Annotated in this window: 9 protein-coding genes; 5 read left to right on the plus strand and 4 right to left on the minus strand. The window is 72.2% G+C overall.

The annotated features are described in order from the left end of the window. Positions 1-66: 66 nt before the first annotated feature. The 3 genes from arc to ABWI07_RS22230 all read right to left on the minus strand — a co-directional run bounded on the left by arc (position 67) and on the right by ABWI07_RS22230 (position 4,342). Positions 67-1,830 carry a proteasome ATPase gene (gene arc / locus ABWI07_RS22220; RefSeq protein ID WP_149258262.1) on the minus strand — a complete coding sequence of 588 codons (1,764 nt, stop codon included), beginning with the start codon at positions 1,828-1,830 and terminating at the stop codon, positions 67-69. A 245-nt stretch (positions 1,831-2,075) separates the two neighbouring features. Further along, on the minus strand, positions 2,076-3,077 hold the full coding sequence (locus ABWI07_RS22225) for a tRNA (adenine-N1)-methyltransferase (protein ID WP_149258261.1): 1,002 nt from the start codon (positions 3,075-3,077) through the stop codon (positions 2,076-2,078). A gap of 83 nt (positions 3,078-3,160) precedes the next feature. After that, positions 3,161-4,342 carry a site-2 protease family protein gene (locus ABWI07_RS22230; RefSeq protein WP_149258260.1) on the minus strand — a complete coding sequence of 394 codons (1,182 nt, stop codon included), beginning with the start codon at positions 4,340-4,342 and terminating at the stop codon, positions 3,161-3,163. 127 nt (positions 4,343-4,469) lie between these two features. Here ABWI07_RS22230 and ABWI07_RS22235 point away from each other — a divergent pair, with 127 nt between their 5' ends. The 5 genes from ABWI07_RS22235 to ABWI07_RS22255 all read left to right on the plus strand — a co-directional run bounded on the left by ABWI07_RS22235 (position 4,470) and on the right by ABWI07_RS22255 (position 11,150). Then, positions 4,470-5,465, plus strand: coding sequence for a RecB family exonuclease (locus tag ABWI07_RS22235; protein WP_149258259.1), 996 nt, complete (start codon positions 4,470-4,472; stop codon positions 5,463-5,465). A 96-nt stretch (positions 5,466-5,561) separates the two neighbouring features. After that, positions 5,562-6,785, plus strand: a complete 1,224-nt coding sequence (locus tag ABWI07_RS22240; RefSeq protein WP_149258258.1) for a sensor histidine kinase — start codon at positions 5,562-5,564, stop codon at positions 6,783-6,785. Between the two features lie 115 nt (positions 6,786-6,900). Further along, positions 6,901-7,581, plus strand: coding sequence for a response regulator (locus tag ABWI07_RS22245; RefSeq protein ID WP_149258257.1), 681 nt, complete (start codon positions 6,901-6,903; stop codon positions 7,579-7,581). Between the two features lie 240 nt (positions 7,582-7,821). After that, positions 7,822-8,652: an ABC transporter ATP-binding protein gene (locus ABWI07_RS22250; RefSeq protein WP_149258256.1), complete on the plus strand. Its 831-nt coding sequence runs from the start codon at positions 7,822-7,824 to the stop codon at positions 8,650-8,652. Further along, positions 8,649-11,150, plus strand: coding sequence for an ABC transporter permease (locus ABWI07_RS22255; RefSeq protein ID WP_235036652.1), 2,502 nt, complete (start codon positions 8,649-8,651; stop codon positions 11,148-11,150). Before ABWI07_RS22250 ends, ABWI07_RS22255 begins: the two co-directional genes overlap by 4 nt. 92 nt (positions 11,151-11,242) lie before the next feature. Here the strand turns inward: ABWI07_RS22255 and ABWI07_RS22260 are convergent, their stop codons facing one another. Continuing rightward, the gene (locus ABWI07_RS22260; protein ID WP_375708325.1) at positions 11,243-12,364 is read right to left on the minus strand and encodes an ABC transporter ATP-binding protein; all 1,122 of its coding nucleotides are present in this window, start codon (positions 12,362-12,364) and stop codon (positions 11,243-11,245) included. Positions 12,365-12,370: the final 6 nt, after the last annotated feature.

A 12,370-nucleotide genomic window follows, 5' to 3' on the forward strand; every position in this document is an offset into this window, starting at 1 on the left:
TGGCGGGGCATGCCGCGCGGCGGCCCCCGTCTGGAGGGGCCGCCGCGCGCATGCGCCGGGTCGGGGCTACAGGTACTGGCCGGTGTTGGCGACGGTGTCGATGGAGCGTCCGGCCTCGGAGCCCTTGGTTCCGGAGACGAGCGTGCGGATGTAGACGATCCGCTCGCCCTTCTTGCCGGAGATGCGGGCCCAGTCGTCCGGGTTGGTGGTGTTGGGCAGGTCCTCGTTCTCGCTGAACTCGTCGACGCAGGCGGCCAGCAGGTGGCTGACCCGCATGCCCTTCTGGCCGGTGTCGAGGAACTGCTTGATGGCCATCTTCTTGGCCCGGTCGACGATGTTCTGGATCATCGCGCCGGAGTTGAAGTCCTTGAAGTACAGGACCTCCTTGTCACCGTTGGCGTAGGTGACCTCCAGGAAGCGGTTCTCCTCGCTCTCGGTGTACATGCGCTCGACGGTGCGCTGGATCATCGCCTCGACGGTGGCCTCGGCGGAGCCGCCGTGCTCCTTGACGTCGTCGGGGTGCAGCGGGAGTCCGTCGAGGATGTACTTGGAGAAGATGTCCTTGGCGGCCTCGGCGTCCGGCCGCTCGATCTTGATCTTGACGTCCAGCCGGCCGGGGCGCAGGATCGCGGGGTCGATCATGTCCTCGCGGTTGGACGCGCCGATCACGATGACGTTCTCCAGCCCCTCGACGCCGTCGATCTCGCTGAGCAGCTGGGGGACGATGGTGTTCTCGACGTCGGAGGAGACCCCGGACCCGCGGGTGCGGAAGATGGAGTCCATCTCGTCGAAGAACACGATGACCGGCGTCCCGGCGGACGCCTTCTCGCGCGCCCGCTGGAAGACCAGGCGGATGTGCCGCTCGGTCTCGCCGACGTACTTGTTCAGCAGCTCGGGGCCCTTGATGTTCAGGAAGAAGCTCTTGCCCTCCTGGCCCGTCTTCTCCGCGACCTGCTTGGCGAGCGAGTTCGCGACGGCCTTGGCGATGAGCGTCTTGCCGCAGCCGGGCGGACCGTAGAGCAGCACGCCCTTGGGCGGCCGGAGCTGGTGCTCGCGGAACAGGTCGGCGTGCAGGTAGGGCAGCTCCACGGCGTCGCGGATCATCTCGATCTGCGATCCGAGGCCGCCGATCTCGTCGTAGGAGATGTCGGGGACCTCTTCGAGGACGAGCTCCTCGACCTCCGCCTTGTGGATCTTCTCGTAGACGTAGCCGGACCTCGGCTCGAGCATGAGGGAGTCGCCCGCCCGCAGCGCCACGCCGCGCAGCGGCTCGGCCAGCTTGACGATGCGCTCCTCGTCGGCGTGCGCGATGACCAGGGCCCGCTCGCCGTCGTCGAAGAGCTCCTTGAGCATGACGACCTCGCCCTGCTCCTCGAACTTCAGCGCCTCGACGACGTTGAGGGCCTCGTTGAGCATGACCTCCTGGCCGCGCTGCAGATCGTCGATCTCGACGGCCGGGCTGACGTTCACGCGGAGCTTGCGCCCCCCGGTGAAGATGTCGACCGTCCCGTCGTCGCGGGCGTCCAGGAAGACGCCGAACCCGGAGGGTGGTTGTGCGAGCCTGTCGACCTCCTCCTTGAGCGCCACGATCTGTTCGCGAGCCTCTTTGAGGGTCGCTACGAGACGCTCGTTCTGACCGGTTACGGCGGCCAGGTTGGCCTGTGCCTCATGGAGGCGTTCTTCCAGCACACGTACTTGGCGCGGGGATTCCGCGAGCTTGCGGCGCAGCACGGAGATCTCCTCCTCCAGGAAGGAGATCTGCGTCTGGAGGTCCTTGACCTCCTTTTCGTGCTGCGCCCTGCGCGCCCCAGCATCGTCACGAGCGGCCACGCCCCGCCACCTCCTCACGAAGAGAGCCGACGACCTACTGAGACCCTACCTATCTGGAGGGCTTCCGTAACCTGCCCATTCGGTGTTCGTGTCGTGCGGGGGTCTTCCGGGAGGGTTGGCAGAGGTGCCGTGGAGGTACCGCGGGGCGGGGGCTTACGACGCCTGGACCTGCGGGTTCGTGATCCCGGGCGTGTCGTGGCACGGCGTTTGCCGAGTCCGGTGGATGGGCGCGGAGCTAATGTGATCTAGGCCTCGGCGGGACCGCCGGGCGCGGCGTCCGGGGCGGACGCGGCGTCCTCGGAGGCGGTGCGGGCCTCGCCGGAGGCCTTGCGGGCCTCGCCGGAGGCGGTACGGGCATCGTCCGGGGCGGGGTGGGCGCCCTTCGCGGGGCGCCGGCGGCGGGCCGGCGGCGTGACGCCGTCGGCGAGGCGGCGGGCGGTCACGAGGAAGCCGGTGTGGCCGACCATGCGGTGGTCGGGGCGGACGGCGAGCCCGTCGACGTGCCAGGAGCGCAGCATCGTCTCGAAGGCGTAGGGCTCGGCGAAGCTGCCGTGGGAGCGCAGGTCCTCGACGACGCGCGACATCTGGGTGGTGGTGGCGATGTAGGCGCAGACCATGCCGCCCGGGACGAGGGCCTTGGCGACGGCGTCGAGGGTCTCCCAGGGCGCGAGCATGTCCAGGACGACGCGGTCGACGTCGGTCTCGGCGAGGGCGTCCTCCAGGGAGCCGACCGTGAGGCGCCAGGAGGGGTGGGGGCCGCCGAAGAACTTCTCGACGTTCGCACGCGCGATGTCGGCGAAGTCGGGCCGGCGCTCGTAGGAGGAGACGAGGCCGTGCTCGCCGACGGCCCGCAACAGGAAGCACGTCAGGGCCCCGGACCCGGCGCCGGCCTCCACGACGCGCGCGCCGGGGAAGATGTCGGCCATCGCGACGATCTGGGCGGCGTCCTTGGGGTAGACGACGGCGGCGCCGCGCGGCATGCGGAGGGTGAAGTCGGCGAGCAGCGGCCGGAAGGCCAGGTACTCGGTGCCGCCGCTGGAGCGGAAGACGCTCCCCTCGGGGCTGCCGATCATCTCGTCGTGCGGGACCGAGCCCTTGTGCGAGTGGTAGACCTTGCCCGGCTGGAGGGTGATGGTGTTGATCCGGCCCTTGGGGTCGGTGAGCTGAACCTGGTCGCCGGGGCGGAAGGGGCCGTGCGGGATGCGGCCGGGCGACGGTGCGGAGCCGTTCGGCTGGGGTTCGCTCATGGAGGTCAAGGCTAGCGGCGGCCGCGGGCAGGTCTGTCCGTCGCGCGGGCGGTCTGAGCACCGCCCGGGCGGGGCGGGGCGGGTCAGATGCCGGCGAAGGCGCGGTCGACGTCGGCGACCGCGAGGACGCCGTAGACGCGGCCGTCGGGCTCCACGAGGAGGTACTCCGAGGCGGGCGCCTTGCGCAGCGCCTCCACGAGCTCCTCGCCGGAGAGGTCGGCGGGCAGGGTGAGGCCGTCGTCGATGCCGCGCGACAGGTCGCCCGCGCTGACCCAGGGGCGGCGGTGCTCGGGGGTGGCGGTGACGGCCTTCTCGCTGACGAGGCCGAGAGGCCTGCCGTCGTGGTCGGCGATGACGATCGCGCCGGCGTGGTCCTCGCGGGCGCGGCGGACGGCCTCGGCGAGCGGCACGTCGGCGGTGACGAGGGTGGCGCGGCGGGCGAGGCGGCGCGCGGACAGCAGCGGGATGCGGTCGCGGACGCGCTCCGCGCGGATGGACTGCGTGGCGCCCACCCAGATGAAGGAGGCGACGAGGGCCGACCAGAGCAGGGCGAGCCAGCCGATGCCGCCGCCCTCTCCGGTGTTGTAGGTGGCGAGGTAGGCGCCGGCGAAGAGGCAGGCGATCGCGACGCCGCGGCCCACCCAGCCGGCGAAGACGGCGCCGTTGCGGCTGCGGCCGGTGACCTTCCAGACGACCGCGCGCACCAGCCGGCCGCCGTCGAGCGGGAGGCCGGGCAGCAGGTTGAACAGCCCCACGAGGAGGTTGGCGAAGGTGAGGGCCTCGACGAGCAGCAGCGCGACGTCCGGCATCGGGAGGACGGCGTGGGCGAGCAGGCCGAGCCCGGCGAGGACGAGGTTGACCAGCGGCCCGGCGAAGGCGATGAGGAACTCGCGGCCGGGCGTGGGGGCCTCGCGCTCGATGGAGGTCTCGCCGCCGAGGATGTGGAGGGTGACGGAGCGGACGGGCAGCCCGAACGCGCGCGCCGTGACGGCGTGGCTCAGTTCGTGCACGAACACCGACCCGTACAGGAGGACGGCGTAGGTGAAGGCGACGAGGTAGCTGAGCGGGCGGCTGACGACGCCGTCGACCTGGCCCTCGAACATCACGGTGACCAGGACCGCGACCAGGAACCAGCTGGGCGAGACGTAGACGGGCACGCCGAACGGCCGGCCCATGAGGAGGCCGGGGCGTCCGGCGCGGTCGTCGTCGGGACCGCGGCCGCCGGCCGGGGTCCGGTCCTCGGTCGGGGGCGCGCTGTGTGTCACGCCCTCGATGCTACGGCCCCGCCGGTGCAGGTCGCCCGCGGGCGGCGCGGGTCCGCCGGCGCCGCGAGGCCGGGCACGGCGGCGGGTGCGGGATTTCCGTCGGGGGTGTCGCCTAGTCTGCTGTGCCATGACGACGACCGAGACGACCGAGACGGGCGGCACCGAGGCCGGCGGCAGGACGTCCGTTCCGCCCGCGCGCAGGGCGGACGAGGGCGGAGGCGCGGGGGGCGCGGTGGTGGTCGGGTCGTTGTCGCCGTCGCGCGCGGGCGACTTCATGACGTGCCCGCTGCTGTACCGGTTCCGGGTGATCGACCGGATCCCGGAGCGGCCGAGCGCGGCGGCCGTGCGGGGGACGCTGGTGCACGCGGTGCTGGAGCGGCTGTTCGACCTGCCGACCGGGGCGCGCACGCCGGAGGCGGCGCTGGAGATGCTGGCGCCGGAGTGGGACCGGCTGCTCGAGGCCGAGCCGGAGCTGGCCGAGCTGTTCGAGGACGGCGCCGACGGCGAGGCCGAGCACGCGGAGTGGCTGGCGCAGGCGCGGCGGATGGTGGAGCGGTACTTCACCCTCGAGGACCCGCGGCGCCTGGAGCCGGCCGAGCGCGAGCTGTTCGTCGAGACGGTGCTGGACTCGGGGCTGAAGCTGCGGGGCTACATCGACCGGGTGGACGTGGCGCCCAGCGGCGACGTGCGGATCGTCGACTACAAGACCGGGACGGCGCCCCGGGCCGACTTCGAGGCGCGCGCGCTGTTCCAGATGAAGTTCTACGCGCTGGTGCTGTGGCGGCTGCGCGGCCGGGTGCCGCGGCTGCTGCAGCTGATGTACCTGGGCAACGGCGAGATCCTGCGCTACGAGCCGGACGAGGCCGACCTGCGCGCCACGCAGCGCAAGGTGGAGGCGCTGTGGCAGGCGATCCGGCGGGCGATGGAGACCGGCGAGTGGCGGGCGCGCGCGGGCCGGCTGTGCGACTGGTGCGACCACAAGGAGCGCTGCCCGGAGTTCGGCGGCACGCCCCCGCCGCTGCCCTCGGCCCCGGTGGACCGCCCCTCCCCCGCCGACCTGGAGGGGGCCGGCCGGGCCGACCCCCGCGCGGGGGTCGGCGCGCGCGAGCACGACGATCTCTAGTAGCGCCCCCGGAGCGGCCGGGTCATCCTTGGGGAGGACCGCGGATCCGCGTTCAGGAGGGCTCGGGACCTGCCGCGGCCTCCTAGGGTGAGTGTCGTGTCACCCCGCATCCGTGGTCTCCACGCCTTCCGCGCCTGGCTGCAGGCGCGTCCGATGGCGGCCGACGCGCTGCTCGCGGTGGGCCTGCTGGCGGTGGGGTTGCCGCAGCTGTTCCTGGAGGAGCTGCCCGCCGGCGACAGCTACGAGGGCTTCCGGTCGCCGGACGTCTGGGACGGGCTGCTCGTCACCGCGGTGACGATGGCGCTGACGTGGCGCCGCCGCCACCCGATGCCCGTGCTGCTGTTCATCATCAGCGGCGAGCTGGTGATGGCGGTGTTGCACTACCCGCCGTCGGTGCCGGACGTCGTGGCGTTCCTGATGGCCGTCTACAGCGTGGCGGCGCACCGGGGGCTGGCGCAGAGCGCGCTCGGCGGCGTGACGGCGTTCGTCTACTTCCTGACGTACCTGCTGGTGCTGCCGGTGTCGGCGGCGCCGGAGGTACTGATCACCGACTGCGCACTGGTGATCGGCGTGTGGGTGCTGGGCCGCAACCTGCGGCTGCGCCGGGCCTACTTCGCCGAGCTCGAGGACCGGGCCGCCCGGCTGGAGCGGGCGCGCGGCACCGACGCGCGGGCCGCACGGGTCGAGGAGCGGTCCCGGATCGCCCGGGAGCTGCACGACGTCGTGGCGCACCACGTGAGCGTGATGACCGTGCAGGCGGGCGCCGCGCGCCGGATCATCGACCGGGACCCGGGCAGCGCGCGCGAGGCGATGTCGACGATCGAGGAGGTCGGGCGGACCGCGCTGAGCGAGATGCGGCGGATCGTGGGCGTGCTGCGCACCGACCGCGACACCGAGCGGCCGGGCCGGGAGCTGGCGCCGCAGCCGGGCCTGGGCGACCTCGGCGAGCTGCTGGAGCACGTGCGGGAGACGGGCCTGTCGGTGCAGCTGTGGATGGAGGGCGAGGCGCGGCCGCCGTCCCCGGGCGTGGACGTGGCGGCGTTCCGGCTGATCCAGGAGGCGCTGACGAACACGCTGAAGCACGCGGGGCCGCAGGCGCGGGCCTGGGTGCGGCTGTACTACGGCGACCGCGACCTGACGGTGGAGATCGAGGACGACGGGCGCGGAACCGCGACGTTCATGGCCGGCAACGGCGACAATCCGGGCCACGGCCTGGTCGGCATGTACGAGCGGGTCGCGCTGTACGGTGGCGAATTGAAGATCGGGCCGCGGGTCGGCGGCGGATTCGGCGTGCGGGCCCGGTTCCCGCTGGAGCCGTGAGCCGTGGCCGCGCGAGGCCGTAGGTTGGGCAGGAGCGCCGCGGACGCGGCGGTCCGGTGAGGGCGAGGAGCAGGGCGATGAACGGTCCGGGACGGCGGCCGGCGGTGGCGGCCCGATGACCACGGTACGAGTGCTGCTCGTCGACGACCAGCCGCTGCTGCGGACGGGGTTCCGGCTCATCCTGGAGGCGGAGGCCGACATCGCCGTCGTCGGCGAGGCGGGGGACGGCGCGGCGGCGGTGGAGATGACCCGGTCGCTGCTGCCGGACGTGGTGCTGATGGACATCCGGATGCCGGGGGTGGACGGCATCGAGGCGACCCGCCGGATCATCCGGGAGGGCGCGGCCTCGCACGACCCCAAGGTGCTGATCCTCACCACGTTCGACCTGGACGAGTACGTGATCGAGGCGGTCCGGGCGGGCGCGAGCGGGTTCCTGCTCAAGGACTCGCCGCCGGAGGACCTCGTGCAGGCGATCCGGATCGTGGCGGAGGGCGACGCGATCGTGGCGCCGTCGGTGACGCGGCGCCTGCTGGACAAGTTCGCCAACCGGCTCCCGTCCGTCCGCGACTCGGCGCCCCCGCCGGGGCTGGACACCCTGACCCAGCGGGAGCGCGAGGTGCTGTCGCACGTGGCCCGCGGCCAGTCCAACGCCGAGATCGCGGCCGAGCTCGTGGTGAGCGAGACGACGGTGAAGACGCACGTCGGGAACGTCCTGGCGAAGCTGGGCCTGCGGGACCGCGTGCAGGCCGTGGTGTACGCCTACGAGACGGGGCTGAGCAGGCCCGGCCAGAGCTGACGCACCGGGCGGGCGGCCGGTTTCAGGGGCGGCCCCTGAGGCGCCCCTGACCTTCGGCGGCGGAGGCCTACTCCGGTAGGACGACGGCGGGGTCCTTTCTCCTGCCGTGGGTGGACGGGCAAATCAGTTCCTGAGGTCCAGGAAACGGGTTTGTCCGCCTTCTAGTGTTTTGGACGTCGGATCGCCGGGGGCACGGCGCGGTCCGGACGTTTCCTGCTCACTCACCCACAGGAGTTTCCCGTGACGAACACCGCCCCATCGACCGCCGGCGCGGCACACGCGTCCGGGGCGGGCGACTTCGCCGCTCGGACCCAGCAGATCGCGAAGGTGTACGGGCGCGGCGACGCTCAGGTCGTCGCGCTCGACGGGGTCACCGTCGGCATTCCCCGCGGCCGCTTCACCGCGATCATGGGCCCCTCCGGGTCCGGCAAGTCCACGCTGATGCACTGCATGGCGGGGCTGGACTCGGTGGACTCCGGACAGGTCTTCATCGGCGACACCGAGCTGACCCGCCTCAAGGACAAGCAGCTCACCCGGCTGCGCCGCGACAAGATCGGCTTCATCTTCCAGGCGTTCAACCTGGTGCCGACGCTGACGGCGCTGGAGAACATCACGCTGCCGATGGACATAGCCGGGCGCAAGCCCGACGCCAAGTGGCTGGACGAGGTGATCGAGACGGTGGGGCTGCGGCCGCGGCTCAAGCACCGTCCCACCGAGCTGTCGGGCGGGCAGCAGCAGCGGGTGGCGTGCGCCCGCGCCCTGGCCTCCCGCCCTGAGATCATCTTCGCGGACGAGCCGACCGGGAACCTGGACTCGCGCTCGGGCGCCGAGGTCCTCGGATTCCTGCGCGACTCGGTGCGGCGGATGGGGCAGACCATCGTGATGGTCACCCACGACCCGTCCGCGGCCGCCTACGCCGACCAGGTGCTGTTCCTGTCCGACGGCCAGATCGTCGACACGATGGCCGAGCCGACCGCCGAGCGGGTGCTGGAGCGCATGAAGGGCTTCGACGCCGGCGGCCACGACACCCGTCCCGCGGGCGCGTCCGGATCCGGGGTGTCGGCGCGATGATGGGCAAGGTCACGCTCCGCAACCTCGCGGCGCACAAGATCAGGCTGGTGCTGACGGCCGTCGCGGTGATCCTCGGCGTCGCGTTCGTGGCCGGCACGCTGATCTTCACCGACAGCATGAACAAGCAGTTCGACGAGCTGTTCAGCCGGATCGGCACGAACGTGGCCGTTGACGTGCGGGCCAAGAAGGTCGTCGAGGGCGACGACGACGGCATGGCGGCGCAGCCGGTGCCGGCGGCCGTGCTGAAGACCCTGCAGGGGATCGACGGCGTCAAGGACCCCAAGGGCAACGTCAACGGGTACGCGGCCGTCGTCGGCAAGGACGGGAAGATCGTCGGGACGGCGCAGGACGGGCCGCCACAGATCGGAACGAACTGGACGACGGGCGGCACCTACGACCTGGCGGCGGGCCGCGCCCCACAGGGGCCGGACGAGGTCGTCATCGACACCAGGACCGCGGAGAAGGGCAAGCTGAAGGTCGGCGACACCACCCGCGTCGTCACGGCGGGGCCGCCGGCCCGCATGCGGATCGTCGGGCTGGTCGACGCCGGGAACCTGATGGGCGCGACCCTCACCGGCTTCGACACCGCCACCGCGCAGCGGCTGATGCTGAAGCCCGGCTACTTCAGCGACATCGAGATGGGCTCCACCGGCCCGTCCCAGGCCGAGCTGCGCGACCGGGTCGCCAAGGCGCTGCCGCAGAACCTGGAGGCCGTCACCGGCGAGAAGCTCCGCGAGGAGTCCAAGAGCGACATCGCGGCGATGATGAGCTTCTTCCGCACGTTCCTGCTCGTGTTCGCGCTGATCTCGATCTTCGTCGGGTCCTTCATCATCTTCAACACGTTCTCGATGCTGGTCGCGCAGCGGACCCGCGAGCTGGCGCTGCTGCGCGCGATCGGCGCGGCCCGCGCCCAGGTCACGCGCGCGGTGATCGGCGAGGCCGTCGCGGTCGGCGTGGTCGGCTCCACCCTCGGCCTCGCGGCCGGCGCCGGCCTGGCGTCCCTGCTGCAGTCCCAGATGGGCGACGCGGGGCAAGGCGGGCTGACGTTCACCGCGACCCCGGTGATCTGGTCGTACGCGGTGGGCATCGTGGTGACGGTCGTGTCGGCCTACTTCCCGGCCCGCCGCGCCGCGAAGATCCCGCCGGTGGCGGCGATGCGCGACGACGTGGCGCTGCCGCAGCGGTCGCTGCGGATCCGCGTCGCGCTCGGCTCGCTGCTCACCCTCGTCGGCGCCGGCCTCATCGCCGCCGGGCTCGCCGGCAACGGCGGCAACCCGGCGATCCCGGTGGGCGCGGGCGCGTTCGCGGTGTTCATCGGCGTCACGATGCTCGCCCCGGTGATCAGCGTCCCGGTGATGAAGGTGCTCGGCGCGCCGTTCGCGCGGCTGCTGGGCTCGCCGGGCCGGCTCGCGCGGCAGAACGCGCTGCGCAACCCGCGCCGGACCGCCGCGACGGCGTCGGCCCTGATGATCGGCCTGGCGCTGATCACCACGGTCAACGTGCTGGGCGCGACGATGCGGGCCTCGATCGACGAGCAGGTCGACGCGCAGTTCGGCGCCGACTACCTCGTCGAGGTCGAGGGCGCGGGCGGCATCAGCACCGAGGCCGTGCAGAAGATCGGGGCGACGCCCGGAGTGGCCTCCGCGTCCTCGACCTACGAGGGCGACGCCAAGATCGACAACAAGAAGGCCTGGTACATGTCCGGCGACGTGGCGGTGATCGCCAAGGCCGCCAGGCTGAAGATCACCTCCGGTGGCACCGCCATCGGCGACGCCGGGATCATGGTGGACGAGGCCACCGCCAAGGCACGCGGCTGGAAGGTCGGGACCGCGGTCCCGGTGCAGTTCACCGATGGACGGACCGAGCGGCTGACGGTGGCGGGGGTGTACGCCAGGAGCGATCTGGTCGGTCCCCGGCTCATCTCCCAGCAGGCCCACCTGCGGCACACGGTGAAGCCGACCGTGGCCGCGGTCGTGGTGGACGCCTCGGCGCCGTCGGCGGCGACGAAGAGCGCGCTGGAGTCGACGCTGAAGGACTACCCGAACCTGAAGGTGTCCGACCAGGCGTCGCTGAAGGCCGATGCCCGCAAGCAGGTCGACGGGTTCGTGACGTTCCTGACGATCCTGCTGGTGATGTCCGTCATCATCGCGGCCGTCGGGGTCATCAACACGCTGGCGCTGTCGGTGATCGAGCGCACCCGGGAGATCGGGCTGCTGCGCGCGATCGGGATCTCCCGGCGGCAGCTGCGCCGCATGGTCCGGCTGGAGTCCATCATGATCGCGGTCTTCGGCGCGGTGCTCGGCATGGGCATCGGGGTGGCGTTCGGCGCGGCGCTGCAGAACGCCCTCGCCGACAAGGGCCTCGGGGTCCTCGCCGTGCCGTACGGGACCCTGGTGGTCTACCTGCTGGTCGCCGCGGTCATCGGCGTCCTGGCGGCGCTCTGGCCGGCGTGGCGCGCGGGCCGCATGGACGTCCTCAAGGCGATCTCCACCGAGTAGTCCGGAGCGGGCGCCCGTGAAGAAGGCCCGGTCCCCCTCGCGGGGGCCGGGCCTTTCCTCGTGCGCGGGGCGCGCTCACGCGCCCGGCGGCGCTACTCCGCGGGCTCCGGGTCTTCGGCCGGGGCGGCGGGCGCCACCGCGGCCTTGGCGACCGCGTCGGTCGCGCTGACCGTGGTGTTCTCCGGGAAGTGGCAGGCGGCCTGGTGTCCCGGGCTGAGCTCGACCAGCGGCGGCTCGACCTGCTTGCAGATGTCCTGCGCCTTCCAGCACCGGGTGTGGAACCGGCAGGCGGGCGGCGGGTCGAGCGGGCTCGGCACGTCGCCCTGCAGCCGGATCCGCTTGCGCTCGGCGCGCTGGCTCGGGTCCGGGATCGGAACCGCGGACAGCAGCGCGTTCGTGTAGGGGTGCATGGGCCGCTCGTACAGGTCCGAGCGGTCCGCCAACTCGACGATCTTGCCGAGGTACATGACGGCGACGCGGTCGGAGATGTGCCGGACCACCGAGAGGTCGTGCGCGATCACCACGTAGGTGAGGTCGAGCTCGTTCTGCAGGTCCTCCAGCAGGTTGACGACCTGCGCCTGCACCGACACGTCCAGGGCCGAGACCGGCTCGTCCGCGATGATCAGCTTCGGCTTCAGGGCCAGGGTGCGGGCGATGCCGATGCGCTGCCGCTGCCCGCCGGAGAACTCGTGCGGGTAGCGGTTGTAGTGCTCGGGGCTCAGCCCGACCAGCTCCAGGATCTCCTGGACCGCCTTCTTGACGCCCTGCTTGGCCTCGATGTTCTGCAGCCGGAAGGGCGCCCCGACGATCGCGCCGACCGTCTTGCGCGGGTTCAGCGACGAGTAGGGGTCCTGGAAGATCATCTGGAGGTCGCGCCGGAGCGGCCGGAGCCGCCCCTGCGACATCGTGGTGATGTCCTCGCCCTCAAAGGTGATCTTGCCGAAGCTGGGGTCCAGCAGCCGCATGATCATCCGGCCGGTGGTGGACTTGCCGCAGCCCGACTCGCCCACCAGTCCGAGCGTCTCGCCCTTGCGGACCGAGAACGACACGCCGTCGACGGCCTTCACCGCCGCGACCTGCCGGCGCAGCAGCCCCGCGGTGACGGGGAAGTGCTTGCCGAGGTTGTCCACCTCCAGCAGCGGCTCGCCCTCCCGTACGGGGCGGGCCTCCGCGGCCGGACGGGTCTCGTCGGCCGGGGTCTTGGTCGTATTCACAGTCTC

Origin of the sequence: Actinomadura sp. NPDC000600 (genome assembly GCF_040492135.1) — a bacterium.
Taxonomy (GTDB): Bacteria; Actinomycetota; Actinomycetes; order Streptosporangiales; family Streptosporangiaceae; genus Spirillospora.

What these genes read in the sequence shown, in the direction of transcription:
- ABWI07_RS22225 (WP_149258261.1), bottom strand. Translation starts at nt 3,077, where the DNA reads ATGAGCGAACCCCAGCCGAACGGCTCCGCACCGTCGCCCGGCCGCATC.
- ABWI07_RS22235 (WP_149258259.1), top strand. Translation starts at nt 4,470, where the DNA reads ATGACGACGACCGAGACGACCGAGACGGGCGGCACCGAGGCCGGCGGC.
- ABWI07_RS22245 (WP_149258257.1), top strand. Translation starts at nt 6,901, where the DNA reads ATGACCACGGTACGAGTGCTGCTCGTCGACGACCAGCCGCTGCTGCGG.
- ABWI07_RS22255 (WP_235036652.1), top strand. Translation starts at nt 8,649, where the DNA reads ATGATGGGCAAGGTCACGCTCCGCAACCTCGCGGCGCACAAGATCAGG.